Annotated in this window: 23 protein-coding genes, 1 tRNA gene and 7 pseudogenes; 12 read left to right on the top strand and 19 right to left on the bottom strand. The window is 54.1% G+C overall.

The window, feature by feature from the left end:
• The first annotated feature begins 177 nt into the window (after positions 1 to 177).
• The 3 genes from MME58_RS14535 to MME58_RS14525 all read left to right on the top strand — a co-directional run bounded on the left by MME58_RS14535 (position 178) and on the right by MME58_RS14525 (position 2,390).
• Positions 178 to 1,191 carry an isopenicillin N synthase family dioxygenase gene (locus MME58_RS14535; protein ID WP_055005001.1) on the top strand — a complete coding sequence of 338 codons (1,014 nt, stop codon included), beginning with the start codon at positions 178 to 180 and terminating at the stop codon, positions 1,189 to 1,191.
• 1 nt (position 1,192) lies between these two features.
• Positions 1,193 to 1,579 (top strand): VOC family protein, encoded by a 387-nt coding sequence (locus MME58_RS14530; protein WP_055005002.1) that lies wholly within the window; start codon positions 1,193 to 1,195, stop codon positions 1,577 to 1,579.
• Between the two features lie 172 nt (positions 1,580 to 1,751).
• Positions 1,752 to 2,390: a lytic polysaccharide monooxygenase auxiliary activity family 9 protein gene (locus MME58_RS14525; protein ID WP_055005082.1), complete on the top strand. Its 639-nt coding sequence runs from the start codon at positions 1,752 to 1,754 to the stop codon at positions 2,388 to 2,390.
• A 388-nt stretch (positions 2,391 to 2,778) separates the two neighbouring features.
• Here the strand turns inward: MME58_RS14525 and MME58_RS14520 are convergent.
• The 3 genes and pseudogenes from MME58_RS14520 to MME58_RS14510 form a co-directional block, all read right to left on the bottom strand.
• Positions 2,779 to 3,812, bottom strand: a pseudogene (locus tag MME58_RS14520) (site-specific integrase).
• Entirely contained in the window at positions 3,813 to 4,025 is a 213-nt protein-coding gene (locus tag MME58_RS14515) for a DUF4224 domain-containing protein (protein ID WP_054987434.1), read from the bottom strand. It abuts the pseudogene before it with no gap.
• 81 nt (positions 4,026 to 4,106) lie between these two features.
• A complete protein-coding gene (locus MME58_RS14510; RefSeq protein ID WP_371904885.1) occupies positions 4,107 to 4,313 on the bottom strand; it encodes a hypothetical protein in 207 nt (68 codons plus the stop codon).
• 347 nt (positions 4,314 to 4,660) lie between these two features.
• On the opposite strand from MME58_RS14510, the gene MME58_RS14505 reads away from it, so the two are divergent.
• On the top strand, positions 4,661 to 5,281 hold the full coding sequence (locus tag MME58_RS14505; RefSeq protein WP_147470828.1) for a hypothetical protein: 621 nt from the start codon (positions 4,661 to 4,663) through the stop codon (positions 5,279 to 5,281).
• A 92-nt stretch (positions 5,282 to 5,373) separates the two neighbouring features.
• Here MME58_RS14505 and MME58_RS14500 read toward each other — a convergent pair.
• A pseudogene (locus MME58_RS14500) lies at positions 5,374 to 6,156 on the bottom strand (DUF2786 domain-containing protein).
• Positions 6,157 to 6,190: 34 nt separating this feature from the next.
• Here MME58_RS14500 and MME58_RS14495 point away from each other — a divergent pair.
• On the top strand, positions 6,191 to 6,916 hold the full coding sequence (locus MME58_RS14495; RefSeq protein WP_158506041.1) for a DUF2971 domain-containing protein: 726 nt from the start codon (positions 6,191 to 6,193) through the stop codon (positions 6,914 to 6,916).
• Between the two features lie 245 nt (positions 6,917 to 7,161).
• Positions 7,162 to 7,437: a hypothetical protein gene (locus tag MME58_RS14490; RefSeq protein WP_054987432.1), complete on the top strand. Its 276-nt coding sequence runs from the start codon at positions 7,162 to 7,164 to the stop codon at positions 7,435 to 7,437.
• Positions 7,438 to 7,456: 19 nt separating this feature from the next.
• Here the strand turns inward: MME58_RS14490 and MME58_RS14485 are convergent.
• A pseudogene (locus MME58_RS14485) lies at positions 7,457 to 8,559 on the bottom strand (DNA-methyltransferase).
• Between the two features lie 753 nt (positions 8,560 to 9,312).
• Between MME58_RS14485 and MME58_RS14480 the strand changes: the two are divergent.
• Positions 9,313 to 9,525 (top strand): hypothetical protein, encoded by a 213-nt coding sequence (locus tag MME58_RS14480; protein WP_147479886.1) that lies wholly within the window; start codon positions 9,313 to 9,315, stop codon positions 9,523 to 9,525.
• A 34-nt stretch (positions 9,526 to 9,559) separates the two neighbouring features.
• On the opposite strand, the gene MME58_RS14475 is transcribed toward MME58_RS14480, so the two are convergent.
• Positions 9,560 to 10,327, bottom strand: coding sequence for a hypothetical protein (locus MME58_RS14475; protein WP_055005005.1), 768 nt, complete (start codon positions 10,325 to 10,327; stop codon positions 9,560 to 9,562).
• A 339-nt stretch (positions 10,328 to 10,666) separates the two neighbouring features.
• Here MME58_RS14475 and MME58_RS14470 point away from each other — a divergent pair, with 339 nt between their 5' ends.
• Positions 10,667 to 10,864, top strand: a complete 198-nt coding sequence (locus tag MME58_RS14470; RefSeq protein ID WP_054987428.1) for a hypothetical protein — start codon at positions 10,667 to 10,669, stop codon at positions 10,862 to 10,864.
• A 176-nt stretch (positions 10,865 to 11,040) separates the two neighbouring features.
• Positions 11,041 to 11,265, top strand: coding sequence for a hypothetical protein (locus MME58_RS14465; protein ID WP_055005006.1), 225 nt, complete (start codon positions 11,041 to 11,043; stop codon positions 11,263 to 11,265).
• A gap of 218 nt (positions 11,266 to 11,483) precedes the next feature.
• On the opposite strand, the pseudogene MME58_RS14460 reads toward MME58_RS14465, so the two are convergent.
• Both MME58_RS14460 and MME58_RS14455 read right to left on the bottom strand, forming a co-directional pair.
• A pseudogene (locus MME58_RS14460) lies at positions 11,484 to 11,957 on the bottom strand (DUF2303 family protein); the annotation flags it as partial.
• Positions 11,903 to 12,217, bottom strand: a complete 315-nt coding sequence (locus MME58_RS14455; protein ID WP_082427090.1) for an Arc family DNA-binding protein — start codon at positions 12,215 to 12,217, stop codon at positions 11,903 to 11,905. The pseudogene MME58_RS14460 and the gene MME58_RS14455, both read right to left, overlap by 55 nt.
• Positions 12,218 to 12,600: 383 nt before the next feature.
• Here MME58_RS14455 and MME58_RS27590 point away from each other — a divergent pair.
• Together MME58_RS27590 and MME58_RS14445 are read left to right on the top strand one after the other, a co-directional pair.
• Positions 12,601 to 12,783: pseudogene (locus tag MME58_RS27590) on the top strand (BRO-N domain-containing protein); the annotation flags it as partial.
• Positions 12,784 to 13,087: 304 nt separating this feature from the next.
• Positions 13,088 to 13,634: pseudogene (locus MME58_RS14445) on the top strand (SGNH/GDSL hydrolase family protein); the annotation flags it as partial.
• A gap of 81 nt (positions 13,635 to 13,715) precedes the next feature.
• On the opposite strand, the gene MME58_RS14440 reads toward MME58_RS14445, so the two are convergent.
• The 11 genes and pseudogenes from MME58_RS14440 to MME58_RS14390 form a co-directional block, all read right to left on the bottom strand.
• Positions 13,716 to 14,141, bottom strand: a complete 426-nt coding sequence (locus MME58_RS14440) for a DUF1493 family protein (RefSeq protein WP_054987426.1) — start codon at positions 14,139 to 14,141, stop codon at positions 13,716 to 13,718.
• Between the two features lie 251 nt (positions 14,142 to 14,392).
• Complete coding sequence (locus MME58_RS14435; protein ID WP_054987425.1) at positions 14,393 to 14,854, bottom strand: hypothetical protein; 462 nt, start codon at positions 14,852 to 14,854, stop codon at positions 14,393 to 14,395.
• Positions 14,832 to 15,221 (bottom strand): polymorphic toxin type 44 domain-containing protein, encoded by a 390-nt coding sequence (locus tag MME58_RS14430; protein WP_054091333.1) that lies wholly within the window; start codon positions 15,219 to 15,221, stop codon positions 14,832 to 14,834. Before MME58_RS14430 ends, MME58_RS14435 begins: the two co-directional genes overlap by 23 nt.
• A 29-nt stretch (positions 15,222 to 15,250) precedes the next feature.
• Positions 15,251 to 15,751: an Hcp family type VI secretion system effector gene (locus MME58_RS14425; protein ID WP_055005008.1), complete on the bottom strand. Its 501-nt coding sequence runs from the start codon at positions 15,749 to 15,751 to the stop codon at positions 15,251 to 15,253.
• Positions 15,752 to 16,127: 376 nt separating this feature from the next.
• A pseudogene (locus MME58_RS14420) lies at positions 16,128 to 16,466 on the bottom strand (hypothetical protein); the annotation flags it as partial.
• A 186-nt stretch (positions 16,467 to 16,652) separates the two neighbouring features.
• Positions 16,653 to 16,738: transfer RNA gene (locus tag MME58_RS14415), tRNA-Leu, on the bottom strand.
• Between the two features lie 166 nt (positions 16,739 to 16,904).
• Positions 16,905 to 17,975: a DNA topoisomerase IB gene (locus MME58_RS14410; protein WP_054987422.1), complete on the bottom strand. Its 1,071-nt coding sequence runs from the start codon at positions 17,973 to 17,975 to the stop codon at positions 16,905 to 16,907.
• Between the two features lie 88 nt (positions 17,976 to 18,063).
• Entirely contained in the window at positions 18,064 to 19,152 is a 1,089-nt protein-coding gene (gene modC, locus MME58_RS14405; RefSeq protein WP_055005009.1) for a molybdenum ABC transporter ATP-binding protein, read from the bottom strand.
• A gap of 3 nt (positions 19,153 to 19,155) precedes the next feature.
• Complete coding sequence (gene modB / locus MME58_RS14400) at positions 19,156 to 19,836, bottom strand: molybdate ABC transporter permease subunit (protein WP_054987420.1); 681 nt, start codon at positions 19,834 to 19,836, stop codon at positions 19,156 to 19,158.
• Positions 19,837 to 20,610, bottom strand: a complete 774-nt coding sequence (gene modA / locus MME58_RS14395) for a molybdate ABC transporter substrate-binding protein (protein WP_055005010.1) — start codon at positions 20,608 to 20,610, stop codon at positions 19,837 to 19,839.
• A gap of 101 nt (positions 20,611 to 20,711) precedes the next feature.
• Positions 20,712 to 21,791, bottom strand: a complete 1,080-nt coding sequence (locus tag MME58_RS14390; protein ID WP_055005011.1) for an NAD(P)H-dependent flavin oxidoreductase — start codon at positions 21,789 to 21,791, stop codon at positions 20,712 to 20,714.
• 142 nt (positions 21,792 to 21,933) lie between these two features.
• Between MME58_RS14390 and acuR the strand changes: the two genes are divergently transcribed.
• Complete coding sequence (acuR, locus tag MME58_RS14385; protein ID WP_054987417.1) at positions 21,934 to 22,569, top strand: acrylate utilization transcriptional regulator AcuR; 636 nt, start codon at positions 21,934 to 21,936, stop codon at positions 22,567 to 22,569.
• The last annotated feature ends 8 nt before the right edge of the window (positions 22,570 to 22,577 follow it).

The raw sequence follows: 22,577 nt of genomic DNA, 5'->3' as shown, positions 1-22,577 counted from the left end.
CATTCAAACCATGCGTTCTGTTTCAGACCGTTTGATCTGGCTTGAACGCTCGTAACAGCTAACTGTTTGTATGATTTATGAATTCTTCCAGTGGCATGGTTTCTGCTCCTGTCTCGCTGACCTTCACCTTTGCCGGTGAGACTTTCCCGCACTGTGTCAGCAAGAGGAAGCAGCCGTATGACTCTGCAATATGTGCCCATTATCGACCTGGCCCCGTATTTTTCAGGAGAACCGGACGGCAAGGCAGCCGTGGCTCAGGCAGTCAATCAGGCGTGCAAGGAAATTGGTTTTCTGGTCATCACCGAACATCAGATTTCCGGAGAGCTTGTAGATCGGGTCTCGCAGTTAACTCGTCAGTTTTTTGATTTACCGCTCGCGGAAAAACGCAAAGTGGATCGTCCCAGCCCCGAGATGGTGCGCGGTTACAGCGCTGTTGCCGAGGAGAGCCTGTCGTATTCTCTGGAAGAAAGTGCGCCTGGGGATCTCAAGGAGTCTTTCTCCATCGGGCCGAGCAATGTGCCGGATGAAGATTATTATCACAATGCCCAAGCAGGGTCGCACTTCGCCCCGAATGTCTGGCCTGCCGACGCGTTGCTACCCGGATTCAAAGCGGCCTACCAGGCTTATTTCGATGCCATGAGCGAACTGGCCCAGTCGTTGATGCGCCTGTTTGCGTTGGCATTGGAGCTGGACGAGTATTTTTTCGATGACAAGATCGACCGGCATATCAGCATGTTCCGCAGTCTGAGTTACCCGGACATCAAGACCGAAGTCGAGGCCGGCCAGTTACGCGCCAGTGCGCATACCGACTACGGCAGCTTGACCATCGTGCGCCCCGATAACGCGCTGGGCGGCTTGCAAGTGCGCAATCGGCAGGGTGAATGGGTCGATGTGCCGTATGTCGAGAACGGTTTTGTGGTGAACATTGGCGATCTGATGATGCAGTGGACCAACGACCAGTGGATTTCCACCTTGCATCGAGTAGTCAACCCGCCGATGACCAGCGAGCAGGACAACCGTCGGCAGTCGCTGGTGTTTTTCCATCAACCCAACTACGACACCTTGATCGAGTGTCTGCCAGGTTGCCAACTGCCTGGCACAACACCTCGGCATGCGCCGGTTACATCAGGCGATCATTTGCTGTCCAAGTTCGTCAAGCAGACCACTTTTGGCGGCAGCAAGGTGGCCTGACATGAGCACACTTTCCTACGTCAATGTGTTCGCGCAGGACATCGTCCGCCTGAGCACCTTTTACTCGAACCTGTTCGGCTTTCGCGAAATCGAGGCCATCAGGTCACCGATCTTTCGCGGACTGGACACAGGCAAGTCCTGCATTGGTTTCAACGCACTGGATGCGTACGAGCTGCTTGGCCTGGAAGCGTTTGCAGGCAGCACGGGGTGCAGGTTCTTGCTCAACATCGACGTGTCCGAACAAGCCGAGGTAGACCGACTGGTGCCGCTGGCAGTGGCGCAGGGCGCGAAACTGATCAAGGAACCGTACTTGACCTATTACAACTGGTATCAGGCGGTGTTGCTGGACCCTGAGGGAAACATTTTTCGGATTAACTATATGCTTTGAACGCCGCCTTTTTGGAGTACGGTTGAGGCGTGCGTCGTGACGTGAAACACGGCCCTATCAGAGTCTGGAGAATAACGTCTACTGTCTGAACTGTTAGGTCGTCTACTGGAGAAAATGCGCTTCAATTAATGAACAGGCCTGGTGTGCCTGCTGAATAATTGAGGATATGGATATGAGCGATCTTGATAGCAATCAACCCCGGCATGGACGCGTTATCCGTCCCGCAACTCGTGGCTCGCAATTAATGGACCTGGGGCTCCTCGGCGAGTGGCAAGACAATGAACTGGAGGGAGGAAAAAACTTTCCGTCGACTGAGGCAGGAGATTTCCCCGGCTATCCGACCGACACGAAGAGCAACACGCCGCCGGCGGACGGCGTTATTCTGAGTGGAGGCAAGGCTGATGATGCACGCAATTATATAAACTACACGGACGAGGAGTTCAAAAAGCTCAATCCCGGCAAAGAGGTGGCCGGGTGGAAACGTCATGACGTCGCAGCCGGTGCAGACTTCGACGTTGAATGGAACTATGCCGCAGCTCATGTTACACGCGGCTACCTGTGGTTCATCACCAAGAAAGATTGGGATGAAACTACCCGTATCACACGTGATCACCTTGAGTCAGAACCTTTTTACAAGGATTTGTACACTCAGGTGCCGTTCGACCAGCACAAAGAAGAGCTAAAGGCCAAGACAGCTCTCACCGTTAAATTACCGTATGGCAAACAAGGGCATCACATCGTCCTTCTTTTGTGGATCGTCGCCGATACGGGAGCGGCTTTCTACCAGACGTTTGATGTTGATTTCAAATGACGTATTGATTTTCAATAGTTGGCTATATTTTTGCGCTCGGTAAAGTTGCGACTTTTCGTATTGTCAGTATTCGCATTCGAGGTAAATTTTACGTGCAGGTGAAGGGGATTAGACCTGCAATAGCTCATCGCAATGAGTGGTGTAAAACTATTTCCAGATACCGGGCGTAACAAGGGCCTACGCACATAAAGCACGTAAGCCCTTGATTTGTATGTGGTGCCCCGAGCCGGGGTCGAACCGGCACGTCCAAAGGACGAGGGATTTTAAGTCCGTAAATTTATCCTTAATAAACATACAGTTAGCAATAATCCTGCACTGCATGACACGTTAATTACCTGCCTTGCAGCCCTTTAAATTCGAGGGGGTAAAAACTATTGCGGTGCAGAATTCACTTGGTTGGAGTGACCTTTTTCCCGATCCTTTTGCGGATGTAGTTCTCGGTCATCACCACGGTGGTGTGCCCGAGCTGATCGCGAGCTTGAAGGATATCGCCGCTCGACTCAGCCTTATCCGTGCCGGCTTTCGCTCGCAGGTCTCGCATCTGAAATTCTCCCTTCTCCACACCGGCCGCCTCGCGTGCCGCATCAAATCTCCCCCGCAACATGCTGCTCGTCATAGGCTGGCCGTTATCCATAACGATCAGCCTGGAAGTGCGGATCCTGTGTCCTTCGTTTCTGGTCATAATGCGGTCAATGACCACCTTCAGCTCACCTGTAATTTCAATCCTCCTTTTTGCATTCGTCTTGCCTTGCTGAACCCATAGCCGGCCGTCGCGTATATCGCGCTCATCCATTTTCAGCGTGTCCGCGATCCGTTGCCCGGTCAGATAGAATAGGTCCAGAGCATCGCGCATCGGCTGTTCTGCGTGGCTGTAAACCAGAGCAAACATTTCGTCCTCGATGTAATGGTCTCGCCCAACTTCCTTGTGACCCTTGACGCCCGCGCACGGGTTGGCCAGCGCCGTGTAGCCAGCGCTCCTCGCAAAATTCCAGATAGCACTCAGGAGCGCCTTTTCCCTGTTTGCTCGGACAGGGGCTGTCTTGCCGCGCTGGCGCAGATACTGCACGACGTGTTGAGGCTCGATCGCTTCTAGCGGTGCTGGTGGATCGTCGAAGAACTTCAGAAGTTGCTTCAGCTACCTGGCATTGTCTTTCTGTGTTGCCGGGCTTTTGGTGGGCACGACCTCAGCCATGTACTTTTCCGCGACATAAGCGAAGGTCAGCACCTGCTGGACGAAAGCCGAAGATGTTCGGCTCTTCTCCAGCTTGGCGTACTCGACGATCGCCATGCCATAGTCCGAGCCCAGCGGGATTTCCTTTCGCGGTGACCTCCGATGTCATAGTAGTAATAGACGACCCCGTTGCGCGGTTTACGCTTTCTGAGGCGTGTGACGCTGTCGGGATTAATCGGCTTCCTTCCCATTTATCCCACCCGCCGTGGCTGCCATTTAGGTTTATCTGTTGTCTTGGTCACGGCTTCGCCTGTCAGAGCTGACGCAATGACGCAAGGCCAGCCACTCCTTTTGATCGTGTGCCGAATCCCGTTTCGCTTTAACACTGTTATTTGCCCGGCTTTCGTTTTGGCACCGGTTAGGGTGCATACCTCTTCGTGCGACAGAAAGTGAATTTCGTCCATAAGTATCTCCTGCAGCCCGCTCAGGACTGCCATTTTTCGATGTTGAAATGAATGCGGGCCGCGCTGGGCGGCGGAAGGGGGTTATAGATAGGCGATCTGGCTGTTGGGGTCGAATGGCTTTCCTTCTGGGTCAGGGACCATTTCAGGTACATGCTGGCGAATGAATTCGTCGTAACAGACCGGGCAGTACGTTCGATATCTAGTGGTCAGTTGGCCATGCCCCTTGTAATCGCACTGCGGGCACTTTATCGCGGCAGGGATGATGTGTGCCATTTGCATGGTAGGCATTTGGAGTCCTCGCCCGCCGATCACCGGCAGGCTCTGTAGGGAAGGGTGTTACTTGTCAGGCCAGCCAATCGGCATGCCGTCAGCGCGCATCAAGTGAGGCGGGAGGTCTTCGCGCAAGCACATCGGCATCGTGCCTGGCACGCCGCAGGCGTGGCATCCGCTTGGCATGCCACGACATATGGAATGCAGCACGGGGAAGCCGCTTTTGCAGCGATCGCTCGCTGGGTCGTACTCCGAGCAAGGAATTACTCCGGGCATGACTTCGTCCTTGCCGCACACGCGGCTGGCTTTGGGGGAATAGAGGATCTACGCTGACGTATCGTCGAGTCGATTAACGGTTGAGTATTATGGAAGCGCGAATTCTTAGAATTTACTTGGATGAACTAGAGGCTCAAGCCCTTATGGCTGTAAGCGCTGCTATGGCACTGGATAAAATCGACGCTATTTATCCTCATGGCATAAGAGAAATGGACGCTGCCCAGAGAGCGCAAACAAATAAAGAATGTTTTCGTTCAGTGCACAGCTTTTTAACTCATCTTAGTAATATCTCCAGATTGATTTGGCCTCCAGCGCTTTCACCGAAACAGAATTGCTTTTGCGATAAGCCACGTGCAGAGGGACTTCCATGCAGTACATGCGTGGCAAGAGCTCGATCATCACGGATATTGTCTGCGCTTGGAATTGATGGAGAGGATCATGTAATCAAGAATCGCGTGCTTAGAGATCACTTGGAGCATTTCGATGAGCGGCTTGATTATTGGGCGAAGACTAGCGTTCGTAAGAATTATATTCAAGACTTAATCGGGCCTAAAGATTGGATGAAGGGTGTAGATGCTTCGGATATGATGAGGCAGTACGATCCTACTACTGCTGATTTTACATTTAGAGGAGAGAGCCATAGTCTTATTACTTTACATGATGGTTTGCAAAACTTGCTTGGTCGAACTAGAAGTGCTCTTTATGGATAATTAGTCAAGCTAAGCCGTTTTTCAACACCTAGTCTTTGCCACTCTCGCAGCTGACATTTAATTGATTGATCCGGGCTGGCGGGTGAGGAGTCTTAGGTGCGCGGGGGCAGAGCTGGTGCATGTTCGGCACCATTGGCCAGGCCTGCATGCAAGTCGACCTTGGTGCCGGCCAGCATCCCGGCGATCTGGGCGTTGAGGTCGAGCTCTGCGTCTCTCACCTTTCTGGCTTTGCCGATCTGCATGTCTGCGAGGTAGCTCTCGATCAGCGCTTGGTGCTGGGCTTCGACTGCTACCAGCCCCTGTCCTGCGCCTTCGTGTTCTGGCATTGTCGGGTCTTCACCACGCGGCACAAGCTCTTGCAACTTGCTCTCAACCGCGAACACCCAGGCTATGGCGAAGTGATCACCGGCAGTAGGGGCGGAATAGCTGCTCCTGAACTTCCCTGTGCGCACTCCAGCAACGTAAGCGTTTCGAGCTTGGGTCAGTTTCGCCAGAAGAGTTTCGTAGGCGTAGAGGGCGATGTGCTGGGCAGGGCTCACTCCCACAAACTTCGCACGCTCGACGCGATTCTTTTTGGTCTCGCACCAATGGGTGTAGCGCAGGGCCTTCACGTTGAAGACCTTGGCCACAACGGCGCTCAGTTGTTGATCCTATAACGGGCGGCGTGCAGCGCGCGACATCGAGGATTCAGCCTCGCCAACGTCGCTGACCTTTACGTCCGTTTCGCTGAGGTGGTACTCACGCATCAGCGCTTGCGCCTGACGCATCGCGGTGGCCGCTTCGTTCTCGTTCGAGCTGTGCGAAAGCGCCAGGCAGTGCTTGATCTTGCGGATAGCCCGTTCGAGCTTTTTCGGGTCAATGTTTTTTTCGGACATGGGGTATCCTCGCCGGGGTGGCGTGAGTGTTGAAATGGAATATCAAGCTTTCGTCTATAGTCGACGAAATTCAAATCTCGAAGGTGTGATGATGGTTATGAGGCGGCTATACCACTTTTGCAGCGCTGAGCACGGTCTTCGTAATCTTGAAAACAACCGCCTGAAGATTGCGACCATCCAGGACTTGAACGATCCGTTTGAGATGCTCTCCCATGAGTTGGCTGATCCAAAAGTACGCAAAGCTGTTTTAGCCATAAAGCAAGATGCCTCTGAACAGATCGGGCTTTTCTGCTTTAGCTCTGCTTACTCTAATCCTGTTCAGTGGGCCCACTACGCGGACAAACACAAAGGTATTTGTCTAGGATTCGACATCGAAGAAGCTGACCTAATAAAGGTCAATTACTCATCGTCCAGATTGAATATGAATCCTGCCGACCTACTGTCCGATGAAGGTTATAATCAGTGGATGATCGATTTTGTTTCAACTAAGTATTCACATTGGCGATACGAAAAGGAGTACCGAGTTTTTGTTGATATCTCTCAGAGAGACCGCTCCCAAGCCATAATGTTGCAGCCGCTAGGTGATAGAATTATTTTGAGGCAGGTCATCGTGGGTTGCAACAGCAAACTTTCTAGAAAGGATATTGAGGCGGTTTTGTATAGGTACGAACAGCCAGTTGAGGTTTTCAAAGTGCGGACTGCTTTTAGGCGATTCACGATGGTGAGAAATAAAAAGCAGACTTGTGGATATAGATTATAAGACATGCCACCGGCTGACGGTGGCATGTCTGTTCAGATCGAAAACTTCCTAGCGGCAGTTTAGCCGAATCGCCCAATTTCGCTTCAAGCACCGACTTGATCTCTTGCGCGATCTTCTCGCGCTACCCGTCCTAATCAGTACAGCGAGTCGTTAACGCTGTCGGGCTGTCGGGCTGTCGGGCTGTCGTGAGTCGTTGAAGTGGGGTATTGGTTGCGGCTGAATAAATTGAGCGTGGGAGGTAGAACTTGAGCTTTAAGACAGTAATTATCGGAGCGTCTATTTTCGCAGGCATTGTCTCTGCCGCACTCTGGGTGAGGTCCGCGACAGTGACCGTTAAGATTGGCAATGAGAATGGTGATGATGTGCCTTGGATGAATATTCCTTCCGGCACAACCGGCAAAGCAAAGGACATAAATGTCATGGCCACTGCCAAAGCTCAGGGAAAGTGGAACAGCTTGGCTGCGCTGACCGCAGCAATAACAGCAACGCTACAGGCAATAGCAACATATCTCCCCGAGTGATGGACCTTTGTCTGCGCTATTAACCAGCGCCATATATCGCAGCGGGCATGTCGTGAAATACGTCCATCTGCGCCGCGCCATCAAGCCATGCCGCGTCGATTCTCGTTCGAGCTAAATGTGCATATTCCCGGTTCAGCTCGCAGAGGATTGAGCGGCGACCTTCCTGCATCGAAACCAGCGACGTGGTACCGGCACCGCCGAATGGGTCCAGCACCACGCCGCCGCGCGGCGCGCCGGCCAAGATGCAGGGCCTGATCAGGTCAGGCGGGAAGGTGGCGAAGTGCGCGCCCTTGAATCCCTGCGTTGGTACTGTCCACACGCTGCGCTTGTTCCGCATATCCAGCGGGTAGTCGCTGTCACTTCGATCGGGTCGATGAGTGCCGACTGTCTGGCCTGGAATCACCTGCTCCCGCTTTGAGTCTTCCCGTTTGAAACTGTCCCGCCTGCTGCGCACTGCCTTCATCGGCCCGTTCGACTTGCCCGGTACCCGATCACTGCCATGTTGTTGCTCGAGATCCTGAGCCATTCGCACGATCGAGCTGAGTGCTACAGGTTCCTTGATCGCATTCTGGTCGTAGTAATAGCGAGGCGACTTGCTCAGCAGGAACAGGTATTCGTGTGACTTTGTGCACCGGTCCCGGGTACTTTCATGCATCGGGTTTGGCTTGTGCCAGATGATGTCCTGACGCAAATACCAGCCATCGTCTTGCAGAGCGAAGGCGAGACGCCAAGGGATACCCATCAGGTCTTTCTGTTGAGCCCCATAGGTGGCGATCGCCGCTTGCCACGCAGCACAGCTCCACGCGTAGCCTGAGAAACCATGTCGTGCTTGCCTGCTGACCCACCAGGTGCATAGCCCCCAGCGATGGAGGCGTATGTGTCGCCCATGTTCACCCAGATCGTGCCGTCAGCGCGTAGCACCCGGCGCACTTCGCGGAACACATCGACCAAGCGCGCAATGAACTCGGCTGGGGTTTCCTCCAAGCCGATCTGGCCTTCTACGCCGTAGTCACGCAGACCGTAGTAGGGCGGGCTGGTCACGCACGTATGCACGCTTTCATCTGGCAGCGTGCGCATCATGTCGATGCAGTCGCCTACCAGTATCTGGTGGAGCTGGCTCATAATCGATTCCGAAGGGTAGCGTGAGTCGTTGAAGTGGGGTATTTGTGCTAGATGTGAACGGTTGAAAATTCCATTGCGTCACGAGGTTAAAATGAGGGCTAGTGTCAAAGAGTTGACAGCCATTCTTATATCAGTCCTAGCACTGGTTATATCTTGTATAAGTATTTTTCTTCAGTTTAGGGAAGTGAATAATGTAGTCGTAAGTTTAGTTGACTTCGATGCTACGGTGAACAGCGGTCAAGAGTTTAAAGCCAAGCTGGTATTTTCGAACAACGGGAATGTTAACTACTTAGTGAGCGAGGTGTTATCTGTTAAAAAAAGCTTGGGCGAAGGAGGGTACTCATATCTTTCGGACGGTAGGTCGATTTCGAAAGATGCCCCATTTGTCCTTGCAAAGGGGGACATGAAGATAGTGGAGTTGTCATTTAAAGCTGCAGATGTGGGGGTGAGTCAAGGACCACGACCTACTCATTTTGGAGTCGTAATGAGCTCAGTTGACACCGAAGGAAAGTATCACAGGGTAGAGTTATGGTACGCAGGCTTGTGTGTACTACCTGACATATTTTCAGACGGGTTTACAGTGGATCGTACTTCTACCCTGACAACCTGGGATAATACGATATTGTCTCGATCGCCATGCCCAGCCGGTTAGGCCGGTGCCGCAAAAAAGGGCACAGCTATGGCGGGGTGGCGTGAGTCGTTGAAGTGGTGTATTGATGTGCTGCCCGACATGGAGTCGGATTGGAGAGCTAAATGACAAGTCGTGCTATGCCAATTTTTACTGTCAAGCAATACACAGACCAGCAGCCTTGGATATGCATTGAGTACGCAACTGAAGAACCTGGCATGACCCACGATCTGTTCGGTTTCGATTTGAAGGCTGGAACAGCCTTTAAAAAAGCATTGGAAATCGCTGAATATTTAAACGAAAACCTTGAACACTTCACTTTTACGAAAACGACTTGAGGGCCGTTCGTCAGCGCAATAGGTGAGGGTGGCGTTATGCGGCTTCGGTGACAGGCGCGAGGAAAACCGGCAGCGCTCCGGCCATATCCCGAACAGCCTTCATCGACTCTTCTTCGTAACCCCACACGTTGGAGTCGCCAAAGCGCTCGGGCCCCAGCCAGTTGCGAGGCATTTTCTTGCCCTCGCAGATGTAGTCACGAAAGCGCTCAACCAAAGCCTTCAAAGTGCCGCCATGGCTGAAGCCTCTCCAGCGTCCGCCCCAAGGTGTTGGGTGGGTGAAAACACGCTTTCCGGTGTAGTCGTCAATTAGCCAAACCTTGCCCCGCTGATCGACCTCCAGTGTGGCGTAACGCTGGTTTGATTCGTTGAAAAAGAACCTGCGCCCGTGGTCGCCAATGATCTTGATCACCTTGTTGACCTGCTCGCAGCGCTGGCGCTTATTCCACAGGCTTTTCTCAGTGTATCTGGCTCCGCGATACTCAGGCTTCGGCTCGTACTGAGTTGGCCTGATCACAGCCGCCAGCAGCTTGGACCAAACGCCCGCTCTGTTCGGCAGGCAAAGCCCGTATTCCTTCGTGTCGTACTCGACTGTTTCGCACAGATCGATAACCAGTTCGGCCGGCACAGCGATATTGGAGCAGCCGCTGTTGTAGTAGCCCAGTCGGTCCAGAACCTCGATTTCGGTGTACACACCCGCCGGCTCAAGCGTCCAGCAGTAGCCGGTGTTATTGCCCTTCCAAAGAGTAATCGCTTTATCGCGACGCTTGGTGTGCTTGAGGCTGAGCACGATGTATTGGCTCATGGCGTTTCTCCATGCATGCGCCGCCCTCCGTGTCCGGTGGTGGCAAATTGGTTGGGATTAGTAGTCAGCTCAAACGAAACTGCTGATCCGGAAAGTCCTTTTCAAACTCCGCGAGGATGCTGTCTGCTAGTTCAGGACAATTCCGAGGTAGTGCCTTGGCGCGATCAGCAGTTGTTTCGATACGCTTTCCTACGAAGCACAACACGAACGCCCAACCTTGGGCGGTGAGGACTTGCAGCTTTGCATGTAATGCTCCCCGCCCGACATGGGCGTAGTGGCGAATTGTTTGGGGGTGAGCTGTAGATGTTCACCGGCATGGAGCCGTATCAAGGAGTGGAAATGAGCAACAAGGCGCAAATTGATGCTGTCGAGCATCTGCTAATGGCGGTTTTAGAAGAGAAAACCACTCGTGATATAGAGAGAGTTTTTGAAAAGGCTCAAGTCTCGATTATGGGCAGCGCTGGCCCTGGGGGGCCGACTCAAAAGACGCAGGCATTCGAATACCTTCGCCACATTCGTACCAATATGAGCGACTAGTCATCCTGCCATATCCGCAAAGCCTCACGCTCAGCGGCGTTGCGGGCTTTTTTTTGGAACCGAATGCCTTGCAGGGCCCACACATGACGAGAGGAACGCAAAACCGCTATGGAAGCCCTCAACCCTTCTGGACGGATAACACTTAAGCGCCGTTCACAACCGATAAGGTGCCCAAGATGAAAAAAATCAAACTGCTCAACCGCGCTATCTGCATTGCCGTTTTTCCGCTGGCAGCATTGGCTGGTAACGCATTCGCGGACTCGGACTGGGGCTCGGCCTCGGCCTCAGCAGAATCCGGTAGTGCACAGAGTGCAGCTGATCAGCGTGCAGCCATGGAGGCTGCTGCAGAGGCCGCTGCGCGATGCGGATTCGTTCTCGGAAGAGGTTATGTCTGCGATTGAATCAGCTGACTGGCACTCCATACAGGCCTGATGCGTCACTTCCATGCCTGGATGACCAAATGGATTGCGTTGCGATAGGTCTACACCTATCGCAACGCTAACAAACGCTCATCAAAGCGTTTGTGATATGCAGCTCACATTCAAACAGCAGTAAGCCAGCTCCAACTTCCGCGCCACAACTGGCGACACTGTCATTTCGTGGCGCGGAACCTCAAGGATCAGGCAGAGAAGCTGCCCAACGCCAGTCGAGCGGCATCGCCCACTTTCGCTTCAAGCACCGACTTGAACTCCTGCGCGATCTCTTCGCGCTGCACGTCCTCGCCCACCCAGCGCAGCTTGATCAACGGCTGTGCACCACTGGTGATGACCGAGATACGCAGAATGATCTCTCGCAGCTGCAGGCCTTCGAACGGCACCGTCGAGAAGATCAACGACGTGGGCAGCGTTTCTTTGCTGGTCGCCTCGATGGCATCCATCGCGCTGCGGCTGGCGCGAGTTTCGCTCACTGTGTGGTCGCTTTCCGACGTGGCTTTCACGGAGATCGTGCGAACAGCGGCGATGGCCTTCACCAGGCTGATGTTCTGCATGTCCTCACCGACCGCCGACAGGGTGCTGTGCCAGTCTTCAATCCAGTCGCTCATGTCCTTCTGCGACATGGCCCGACCACTGATGGCCTGCACAGCCTGATAGGCTCATCCAGCCCAGCGATCAAGCGTTCTTTCTGGATTTTTGTGGTTATTTGTGAAGAGTGGCTTGGATTGTAGAACGAGCTCTCAGGGTTCATGCGATCAAGATCGCTAAGCCCCAGATCATCTGGCTCGTTGAAGCTTCGCTCTAGGCGATCCAGTATCTCAGCAGTAGCAGACCGCTTATTTTGCTTCGCAGCCACCATCACCAGATCACGAAGGGCCTCTGGTATTCGGAGGTTGAACTGTGGGTCGCTACGGCTCATATCGAATTAAGTTCCATTTAACGGAACGAAATAATGCATCACCGTTATAGATTGTGCTTGGTGAACAACGGTGATGCACCGGGAGTGCGATATGAAAGTGAGAGAAATGGCTCAGGTGATATTCTGAGCCTGACATTAAAAAATGGCTCGAGAAAAAGGCAAAGCAGGAGCAGCGTAGCCAGAATTGGCTAGTAGGTAAGGCTCTGAGGGAGGCAATGAAGCGGGATGAGCAAATCAATCAGGCATGAAAAAGCCCCAAGCGTTGCAGCGCAAGGGGCCTATGAAGCAGAACGTAAATCTACTAGGAAAAACGTCATGACGAATAATAGCACAGCCGTATCCAATGTCATCCCGTTCCGCTTTGAGGAGAGGTACGCACGCTACTGATCAATGATCAGCCATGGTTCGTAGCGAACGACGTTTCTGCGGCGCTTCTTTATAGCGAAGCTTCGGCGATGACTCGCCATCTCGACGATGATGAAAAGGGTCTGTCAATTGTGCAGACCCTTGGCGGCGACCAAGAAATGCTGGTCATCAACGAGTCTGGTCTTTATTCGGCTATCCTGCGTAGCCGCAAGTCTGAAGCTAAACGCTTCAAGAAGTGGGTCACTGCCGAGGTGCTCCCGGCGATTCGAAAAACAGGCCGCTACGAAGAGCCCGTCGGCTGGATGGCAACGCTGATCGGCCAGACCATAGGCACCGACGGATTTCACATGTTGGGTGCGATAGTGAAGGGAAAGGTTTCCGGCCTGCCAAAGTCTGCCCAGCGCCGGGCGACCTCTAAAATTTGGTCGCAGGCCCACGCCGCGTTCGGCGTGCGATCCGCTGCTGACATTCCGGCCGAACTGCTGGACTCAGCTAGGAATTTCATTGCCGCCTACTGGCGGCTCTCTGCCTGCTGGCGTGAGCTATGGCCGGGTCGGTACTGGCGGACGGCTACAAGGCCGTTGGCTCTGGCCTGACCGGGATCACCACGCGTTGGTACAAGGAGCCTGCCGCCTATGGTGAGGCGCAGTGCATCGAGCTGCGTGGCAACATGGCGGCGGCGGGCGGCTACATCTACGTGCAACCCACGGCCAACGTGGTACAGACCAACCTGGCGGCCGGCGACGTTATCGAAATGGTCTCGGCTGTGGAAATCATGGGGTCGTCGCGCGGCATTCTGGCTTGGGAGGCTGAGTTGACCATCACCAAGACGGTGGGCGAGGCGTCGTCCACGTTCTACTATCGGTCGATGGACAAGTACCAAGAGCCGTTCACCATGCCGGCAAGCTTTGCCGGGGCGCTGGAAACGCAGCGCGGCACGATTGACCTGACTGAAAGCGTGATCACCTCGCGCATGGGCCTGTACTTGGCTGCAGGTGTGCCGCAGAACTCAACAGTCAAGGCCGCGCAGTTCGGGATTCGCAAGGTTTAAATATTTATGCCGAGGATGACGTGCGCTTTTGAACGAGCTCAGTCACCTGGGTTTTTGCTAAGCTATCCTCTAATATAAATATTACCTGGTGTTTATGCTAAAGCCCTCAATAGGGATTTCTTCGGTTCGATTGTAAATTGGTAAAGTGCTAAAGTTGGTCTTTTCAAGAGTTTCGCAGTTCCATGCCTTGGTTTGGGCTGCGTTATACAACATGCCCAACGTCATTGCCATTTTTGCGCGCCGATCTTTAGATCTAAAAAATACGAAAATGTCAGTCCCTTCTGGCTTGAAGTAACGGTAGTGGTCGTAGTCGCCGGATTCAACACCAAAGTGTTCGAAAAAATCCTCCATAAAGTCACTGGCGTCGTCACCATCAAGCCCTAGCTCCCAACTGACTCTAGTAGCGAGGCTGAGAGTCTCGAATGCCTTTCGGCTAAATCCTACATAAAAGTAGATTCTCTCTACAAGATAATCAGCTACTTCATAGTTTAGATTGCTTCTATCCATTTTTAAAAAAACCTGATCTTGTTCATCTACGATAGAGTTGTAGGTGTTCACGGTTATGTGTTTCATCTTGCCAGGTTTTATGTGTGGTAGGATCATGCGATGACTAGTGCTGACTGTACATGGTGGTTTCTAGGTGCTGGTGTATTTCTGAACTTAAAAATCAAAGTTGCTCCGCCCGGTCTAGAAGTTTAACTGATTAGGCCGGATAACAATTATCAATACAGTCAGCTCTAAAGGGGAAGTCCTATTTGTCAGTTCCTTGGCGTGGTATCTTCTTGAGTTAGCGTAATCCTGTAACTTCTAAGGTCGTCGCCTTCAGTGACATACTCCTTGCTGAAGTAACGGTAGACAGCGCCCTTTACCGTAATCCCTACACCATTGGGTGTGTCATGGATTGCGACGTTTTCTAAAGAACTATCCGTGATCAGAAATTCGCTTTCCTTATTAAGTTTATGCAGTACTTCTGAATCATCGCCTTCAAGCGGTTTGCTGATGAAAAAGCGTAGTGTGTCCACGTCAGTAGCCATGGCGCCGTAACGTGTAATATACAGCCAATCACCCTGAGGAAGCGCGCGCTTCAATACTACTTCATCCGCGTCACTACCGAAATCAAAAAGGTCGCCAAGAAATGCCTTGGCTATTAAAAAGACTACAAGTATCCAAAACGAATTCTTGTAAGTAAATTTAAAATTAGTATCCTTTGGATTTTGCATACAAGATCCCCATTTTTATCCATTTCTGGTCTTTGGGGTCATCCCCGTATGGAGGCAGCCAGAACCAATGGCCCCATTTATACTTTCTTGTTTTCGCTTCTCCTTGAGCGAATCCAGCGGCTCTCAGTAGAAGCTGCTCAGTTAATTGGCCGGCTGTCCCAACAGCGCCGTAATGAAAATTTCCGAAGTCTTCCCACTCAGGATGTTTTTGCTTGTAGTCCCACGGGCCCTTGTTACGGACTTTGTAGTAAAACCAACTCATGAAAGCACCCGTGCTAGGATCTTTTTTCCACTGATCGTTCGCGAGCTTCATGTGGACGTCTACATTGACTCCGGGAGGAATGAATGCTGGTATTTCGTAATTAATCGCCTGTCCCTGCGAAATCTAATGGGTGGTTATGAAAATATCTTGTTGCTGATAGCATCCCAGCCGCCAGCAATTTGTCCAGCGCTTTGCCCTGTTTTTCTACTTTGTTTGGAGTAAATAAGTTGAGTTCTTCCATAGTTCAGAGCGATAAGTTCGCTTGGGAAGCTGTTGTCTTGGTCGCCATTGCCCGTTAATGAAAAAGAACTGATAATAACTTCTTCAAGTTTTATCTCCAGGTATTTGACTTTTGGATCGCCTGCACGGAAAAGATGCACAGATACCTGCTTGAAGTGCTTGCCACTGCAGCAAGCCTCATGAAGCTTTGGGGTAGCATTATCAACAGCCTTACGAACGAGCATGTCGCTCATGTAAGCCCTGCCCGAGGTTGCGCCGCCGGCCGACGTGGAGGTGGCTGAGGCCGTCTGACTAGCTGAAAGGTCGAAGTCTTGCAGCTCGATCCAGTTTTCATAGCCTTCTGAGAGAGTCTCGCCGGGAATTCCTTCGATCTGCAGATATGCTTCTAATGACATTTTCAATTCCTTTTAATGCGATCCTGAGCTTTTGATAATACACGGAAGCATTTTTGATGTGAATCGCTCAGTCGGTGGGGCAGGACGCGCATTGTGCAGAGAAGCTGGACAAAAATTGTCGGTAGAAAACCAGGCCCGCCGCCAGCCCTTGTGGGCAGTCAATGCTGTCATAAAGCTGGCATTACTGGGCCAATACGGCCCAAAAAGGCACAAAAAAAGCATTTGCGATAAACTATAAGTGATTGATTTGTAAAGCTTTTTTGGTGGGGTCGGGGGGGTTAACCTCCGTTCGCCAGTAATCCGCTGTCGGGCAGTACTGGATAGTCAAAGTGGCATAGGTCGGGATTCGCAAGGTAGGGCCGCTTCGAGCGCTACTCCGTCCCCCCCATCTTTCCGGGCTGATTCCAGCACCTCTCATAACCTCGCGATGCTGGTCGATGACGTACTTCTGTGAGTTGATTGTCGCCCAGGAGTCGCAAGCGTCGCGCAGCAGATCAGATATCCGGCTGTCCGCGTCTCTCAGCTTTATCCGGAGCTTGTCACGCTCAAGGGCTGCGTCGTTGTGCATGTCAATCAGCTTGGTGACGTGTTTACGATATCGGTCTACCTCATCGCGCAACAGCCTATTTTCTTCCGATACCAGGTGCGCGTGTTGTTTGAGCATCTGCTCCTGCGTGGGGCAGAACGGCCAGTCTTCGGCGTAGTCGACGTTCATGATGATTGATTCTCAATTGCTGTATAGATATACAGTATTCGAGTGATTCGGGTTTGGGGAGTGGTGTTCGTCGGCAGGACGCCGGGAGGGTAGGGTTTACGACGAGTTGCGGAGCAGCATCAATTATTGCGGAGCATGAAGATCAAGGGGTACGTGACTAAAGCCTCATAACCCCTTGATTTTAAATGGTGCCCCGAGCCGGGGTCGAACCGGCACGTCCAAAGGACGAGGGATTTTAAGTCCCTTGCGTCTACCAATTTCGCCATCGGGGCGGTAGCGCCAAGAGCAGGGAATATATACACCCGGCCTCCATGAAGCAAGCTTGAAAGCGTCACAAATGGCTCAGGATGACGCTTTTTTGTCTGTCAGAAATGCTTGGCAAATCATGAGGCTACGAATTTTTATTGGAGCAAAGGCTGAATTTCCGTCTCCGGCCGATCAGGCTTTGCGCTCTTTCGCCACTGCCTCGTTAACCACGGCGTCGACTTTGTCAGCCAGTATCCGCAGGTAACTGGCCAGGGCAGCTTCTTCCAGGCGCAGGCCTTTACGCTGTCGGGAGCGGGGGAGTTTGGCCAGGTTGCCGAGCAGAAAGCCCTCCAGCACCGCAGGATGGATGTAGCATTTGCGGCAAATGGCCGGGGTGTTGCCCAGTTGTTTCGAGACGGCCTTGACCATATCGACGATGTGTCGTTTAGCGTCGGCTTCCGGTTCCCAGTGCAGCTTTTGCAGGGTGGCCAAAGCCAAAGCGCTGGCTGCCCAGGTCCGGTAATCCTTGGCGGTGAAATCCGAGCCGGTGAGGCTTTGCAGGTAGGCGTTGATATCGGATGACGTCACCGCATGACGCACGCCGTCTTCATCCAGGTACTGAAACAAGTTCTGTCCCGGCAATTCCATGCAACGCTTGATCACATTGGCCAGACGCCGATCCTTGACGCTGACTTTGTGTTCGACGCCGCTTTTACCCCTGAACTCGAACAGGACCTGGCCACCTTTGACCTCGACATGCTTGTTACGCAGAGTCGTCAGGCCGTAAGAGCGGTTTTCCTTGGCATACTGGCTGTTGCCGATGCGGATCAGCGTTGCATCGAGCAGCGAAATAACCGTCGCCATGACTTTTTCCCGGCCCATGCCGGGTTGAGCGAGTTGCGCCTCAATCTGTTTGCGCACTTTGGGCAGCGCATGGCCGAACTCGATCAGGCGCGAGTATTTGTCCTGGTCACGAATCTCGCGCCAGCGTGGGTGGTAGCGGTACTGCTTGCGGCCACGCGCATCGCGCCCGGTGGCCTGCAGGTGGCCCATCGGGTCAGCACAAATCCAGACATCGGTGTAAGCGGGTGGGACTGCCAGGGCGTTGATCCGCTTGATCTCTGCCTCGTCTTTGATCCGCTCACCCTTGATATTGAAGTAGGCAAATTTGCCGCGCAGTACCTTGCGCGTAAGGCCCGGCTGAGTGTCGTCTACGTAATGCAGTTCACTGGCGGGCGGGCTGATGGCAGTCGAGTCAGGCATGGCTAAGTTCCAAAGGCAGTTAAAAACACTGACCTCGGCCTTTTACCGTGGTGCCGTTTATTTGCTGCCTGACCGGTTTTTCAGGGCGTCAGGCCAGTACGGCAACCGCCTTTATCTGCGCCCAAAGCGACTGGCCTCTGTGCAGATTCAACTGGTCGCTGGAGTAGCGCGTGATGCGCGCTAGCAAAGGCGTGCCCCCAGCGTCCAGTTTTACAAGTACATGTGCCGAATTGTCGGCCAGCGCTTCCTCGACCACGGTGACCGGCAAACGATTGAGGATGCTGCTTTGATCGTTGGGTTGCAGGTTCAGACTGACATCCCGGGCCTGAACCTTGACGCGCAGATGGGTACCGATCTGCACTTCGGCGTGTGCGACGCGCATGCTCAGGCTGCTGCCCGGCAGGGTGACGGTCAGCAATTGATAATGACGGTCGTACGCGCTGACCGTGCCTTCGATGACCACGCCTGCATCGCCGCCTATGGCCAGCGGCAGGTCCAGGCGCGCCAGTGTTTCGCGGATCGGGCCGCTGGTCAGCACCTTGCCGGCCTCAAGTAACACCAGATGATCGGCCAGCCGCGCCACCTCGTCCTGAGCGTGGCTGACATACAGCATGGGGATGTCCAGCTCGCGGTGCAGGCGTTCCAGGTACGGCAGGATTTCACCTTTGCGCCTGGCGTCCAGCGCTGCCAAGGGTTCATCGAGCAGCATCAGGCGCGGGCTGGTCAACAGAGCGCGTGCAATGCCCACGCGCTGACGCTCGCCACCGGACAGCTTGTCAGGGCTGCGCTCTAGCAGATGGTCGATGCCGAGCAGCTCGGTGGCCTGCGGCAATTGAATGCTGCGCTGCTGACGCGGGACGCGTTTCATGCCGAATTCCAGATTGGCTCGCACGGACAGGTGCGGGAACAGGCTGGCTTCCTGAAATACATAGCCGATCGCCCGCTTGTGCGGAGCGAGGAAAATGTCTTTTTCAGTGTCTTGCCAGACTTCATCATGAACACGAATGAAGCCGTGGCTGGCTTTTTCCAGCCCGGCAATGCAGCGCAGGCAGGTCGTCTTGCCCGAGCCTGAAGGCCCGAACAGCGCCGTGATGCCCGACCCCGGCAGGGTCAGGTCGGTACTCACAGTGAAGTCCGGGTAGCTCATCTGCAGGCGAACGTCTATCGGTGACGCCATGACTCAGCTCCATCCTGCTTTGGATTTACCGCTGGAATACAGCGTCAACAGCACCAGAAAGGAGAACACCAGCATCGCTCCGGCCAGCCAGTGTGCTTGCAGGTACTCCATGGATTCGACGTGATCGAAAATCTGCACGGATACCACGCGGGTTTTCTCGGGGATGTTGCCGCCAATCATCAGCACCACGCCGAACTCGCCGACCGTGTGCGCAAACCCCAGAATCGCCCCTGTAATAAAGCCAGGCTTTGCCAGCGGCAGAATCACGTGGAAGAACGTGTCCCATGGACCCGCTCTCAATGTGGCTGCCACCTCCAGCGGACGGGTGCCAATGGCTGCAAATGCGTTCTGCAGTGGCTGGACGACGAAAGGCATCGAGTACAGGACCGAGCCGATCACCAGTCCGGCAAAGCTGAAGGTCAGTGTGCCCAGTCCCAGACTCTGGGTGAGCTGGCCCACTGCGCCATTGGGGCCAAGCAACAGCAGCAGGTAAAAGCCGATGACCGTCGGCGGCAAAACCAGAGGCAGGGCGACGACTGCGCCAATCGGCCCCTTGAGCCATGAATCAGTGCGCGCCAGCCACAGCGCGATGGGCGTGCCGATGATCAACAGGATGACGGTGGTCAATGACGCCAGCTTCAGTGTCAGCCAGATCGCCGCGATGTCGGCACTTCCCAGGGGCATTTACAGCTGGTATCCGAAAGACTTGATGATAGCGGCGGCTTTTGGGCCTTTAAGGTACTCGACCAGCGCCTTGGCAGCGGCGTTGTCCTTGCCCTTGCCCTTGTTGAGGATAACGGCGTCTTGCTTGATCGGGTCATGCAGGGCGTCCGGGACGATCCAGGCCGACCCGCTGGTCAGTTTACCGTCCTTGTAGATCTGTGACAGAGCCACGAAGCCAAGTTCCGCATTGCCGGTGGAAACGAACTGGTAGGCCTGGGTAATGCTCTGGCCTTCGACTATTTTGGCTTTGGTTGCGTCGGTCAGGCCCAGCTTGTTCAGAACTTGTGTCGCTGCCAGGCCATAAGGGGCAGTCTTGGGGTTGGCGATGGACAAGTGTTGATATTGATTGGCCTTGAGCACTTCGCCCTTGCCGTCTACATAACCGTCCTTGGCGGACCACAGCGCCAGGGTGCCTACGGCATACGTGAAACGCGATCCCTTGACGGTGTCGCCTTCCTGCTCGAGCTTTGCCGGGGTGGTGTCGTCGGCCGACAGGAACACCTCAAAAGGGGCACCATTCTTGATCTGTGTGTAGAACTGACCGGTAGCGCCAAACGCGGCAACAAGCTTGTGGCCGGTGTCCTTCTCGAAGTCAGTGGCAATCGCCTGGATGGGCGCTGTGAAGTTGGCTGCGACGGCGACCTGAACCTCGTCGGCAAACACGTTGGCTGTAGCTGATGCGGCGAAGGCCAGAGCAGAGAACTTGAGGATGGCGCGCAGCGTGGTCGTTCGCATGGAACAGCTCCTTGATGATGAAAACGCACGCCGTCGAAATAAAGGCGTTTCGCTATATAGTTAAATATATAGCGATAGCCTGTTGTTCTGAAAGCACTGTTTTACCGGGGCGAGAGAATTTTCAGCGCGTTTTCAGCCAGTTGCCGAGTCAGTTCGGTCGCGCCCAACTGATGTTTGATACCAACCGCCTGACCTGCCCACAGGTTCGTGAAGTCACTGCTGCCGCGTTTTTCTGCTTGCGCGCGCAATGGCATCAGCGCTCCGCCCGCTAAGGGGAACGCCGGGGCAAGGGCACTGACAGGGCCTGTTTCGCGCATGATTCGATTGACGATACCGCGCGCCGGACGTCCGGTGAAGAGATTGGTCAACGCAGTCTGGCTGCCCGTGGCAGTGTGCAGCGCCTGGCGATGCAGTGCACTGACGCTGGCTTCAGGGCAGAACAGATACGCCGTACCTACCTGGACCGCCGAAGCGCCCAGAACAACTGCCGCCGCAACTCCGCGGCCGTCTGCAATACCGCCCGCAGCGATGACCGGGATGCGCACGGCGTCCACTATTTGCGGCACCAGCGCCAGAGTGCCGACCTGAGTGTGCAGTTGATCGCTGAGGAATAGACCCCGATGACCACCGGCTTCGTAGCCCATGGCAATGACCGCATCGCAGCCATGCTGCTCCAGCCAGACCGCTTCCTCGACCGTGGTGGCCGATGAAATGATCTTTGCCCCAGTGGCTCTGACCCGTTCCAGCAGTGCTCGCTCGGGAAGGCCGAAGTGGAAGCTCACCAACCCCGGCTTCAGGCGCTCGACCAGCGTACAGGTGTCGCTGTCGAAAGGGACACGGTTGGAGACGGGCGTCGGTGCATCGAAATCGGCCCCCAACTCTTCGTAATAGGGTTTAAGCGTCTGTTTCCAGAGTTCGGCGCGTTCTGCATCGTAGGCCGGAGGCTGATGGCAGAAGAAGTTCAGGTTCAGCGGTGGATTGCCGGCGTATTGCCGAAAGGTGGTGACTTCCTTTTCGATTTGCTCAGGGGTCAGCATTGCGCAGGGCAGCGATCCCAGCCCGCCAGCCTTCGCGACAGCAATGGCCATTTGTGATCCGGTGGCTCCGGCCATAGGCGCTTGCAGCACCGGCAGTTCGATATTTAGCAGGTCAATAATGCGGGTGTCCGGCCATTGGCTCATGTGTTTCTCCAGCTTGCATTCAGGCAGTCATGCACAGGGTATTGAGCGCGAGACTAGCGTGAATGGCAATCGGCATTTGCGGCGCAAAACATGGACCGCGCGGCGAGGTTGACATAAAAAACGATCGGTCTAATATTCCGGCATGACTCAATTGCCTGTAAAAACCAGACGCCCCGGGCGGCCACCGAAAGTGGACCGCGACAACCTCGAAACTCGCGAGGTACTGGTGCGCCGCGGTCTGGAAGTGCTGACTGAGCAAAGCTTTTCGGCCACCGGGCTGGATTACATCCTTAAGGAAATCGGCATCCCCAAAGGCTCGTTCTATCACTACTTCACCAGCAAGGAAGCCTTCGGCCGGGCGGTACTGGATGAGTACGCCCGCTATTTTGCACAGCGGCTGGACCACTGGCTGCTGAACGAAGCGCTATCGCCGCTGGAGCGACTGGTCGGCTTTGTGCAAAGTGCCAAGAGCGGCATGGCGCGGCATGATTATCGACGCGGTTGCATGGTCGGCAACTTGGGCCAAGAAGTCGGTCTGTTGCCGGAAGGGTTTCGTAACGTACTGGAGCAGACGCTGCTGGACTGGCAGTTGAAGCTGGCGTGTTGTCTCAGGGCCGCACAGGCGCACGGTGAGTTGGCCAGAAGTGCCGATTGCGACGAACTGGCCGCGTTTTTCTGGATCGGCTGGGAAGGGGCGGTGCTCCGGGCACGGCTGGTCAAAAGCGACACACCACTGAACACGTTCATTGCCGGTTACCTTCGTGGTTTGCCGCAATGAATTGTTCT

It is taken from the genome of Pseudomonas syringae pv. tagetis (assembly GCF_022557255.1).
GTDB classification, from domain to species: Bacteria; Pseudomonadota; Gammaproteobacteria; order Pseudomonadales; family Pseudomonadaceae; genus Aquipseudomonas; species Aquipseudomonas caricapapayae.
This window is presented reverse-complemented; position numbering and strand designations above follow the sequence as displayed.

Coding starts and splice junctions, on each gene's coding strand:
- MME58_RS14535 (WP_055005001.1), top strand. CDS start 178: ATGACTCTGCAATATGTGCCCATTATCGACCTGGCCCCGTATTTTTCA.
- MME58_RS14530 (WP_055005002.1), top strand. CDS start 1,193: ATGAGCACACTTTCCTACGTCAATGTGTTCGCGCAGGACATCGTCCGC.
- MME58_RS14525 (WP_055005082.1), top strand. CDS start 1,752: ATGAGCGATCTTGATAGCAATCAACCCCGGCATGGACGCGTTATCCGT.
- MME58_RS14515 (WP_054987434.1), bottom strand. CDS start 4,025: ATGGACGAAATTCACTTTCTGTCGCACGAAGAGGTATGCACCCTAACC.
- MME58_RS14510 (WP_371904885.1), bottom strand. CDS start 4,313: ATGCCTACCATGCAAATGGCACACATCATCCCTGCCGCGATAAAGTGC.
- MME58_RS14505 (WP_147470828.1), top strand. CDS start 4,661: ATGGAAGCGCGAATTCTTAGAATTTACTTGGATGAACTAGAGGCTCAA.
- MME58_RS14495 (WP_158506041.1), top strand. CDS start 6,191: ATGGAATATCAAGCTTTCGTCTATAGTCGACGAAATTCAAATCTCGAA.
- MME58_RS14480 (WP_147479886.1), top strand. CDS start 9,313: ATGACAAGTCGTGCTATGCCAATTTTTACTGTCAAGCAATACACAGAC.
- MME58_RS14475 (WP_055005005.1), bottom strand. CDS start 10,327: ATGAGCCAATACATCGTGCTCAGCCTCAAGCACACCAAGCGTCGCGAT.
- MME58_RS14470 (WP_054987428.1), top strand. CDS start 10,667: ATGAGCAACAAGGCGCAAATTGATGCTGTCGAGCATCTGCTAATGGCG.
- MME58_RS14465 (WP_055005006.1), top strand. CDS start 11,041: ATGAAAAAAATCAAACTGCTCAACCGCGCTATCTGCATTGCCGTTTTT.
- MME58_RS14455 (WP_082427090.1), bottom strand. CDS start 12,217: ATGAGCCGTAGCGACCCACAGTTCAACCTCCGAATACCAGAGGCCCTT.
- MME58_RS14440 (WP_054987426.1), bottom strand. CDS start 14,141: ATGGATAGAAGCAATCTAAACTATGAAGTAGCTGATTATCTTGTAGAG.
- MME58_RS14435 (WP_054987425.1), bottom strand. CDS start 14,854: ATGCAAAATCCAAAGGATACTAATTTTAAATTTACTTACAAGAATTCG.
- MME58_RS14425 (WP_055005008.1), bottom strand. CDS start 15,751: ATGTCATTAGAAGCATATCTGCAGATCGAAGGAATTCCCGGCGAGACT.
- MME58_RS14410 (WP_054987422.1), bottom strand. CDS start 17,975: ATGCCTGACTCGACTGCCATCAGCCCGCCCGCCAGTGAACTGCATTAC.
- modC (WP_055005009.1), bottom strand. CDS start 19,152: ATGGCGTCACCGATAGACGTTCGCCTGCAGATGAGCTACCCGGACTTC.
- modB (WP_054987420.1), bottom strand. CDS start 19,836: ATGCCCCTGGGAAGTGCCGACATCGCGGCGATCTGGCTGACACTGAAG.
- modA (WP_055005010.1), bottom strand. CDS start 20,610: ATGCGAACGACCACGCTGCGCGCCATCCTCAAGTTCTCTGCTCTGGCC.
- MME58_RS14390 (WP_055005011.1), bottom strand. CDS start 21,791: ATGAGCCAATGGCCGGACACCCGCATTATTGACCTGCTAAATATCGAA.
- acuR (WP_054987417.1), top strand. CDS start 21,934: ATGACTCAATTGCCTGTAAAAACCAGACGCCCCGGGCGGCCACCGAAA.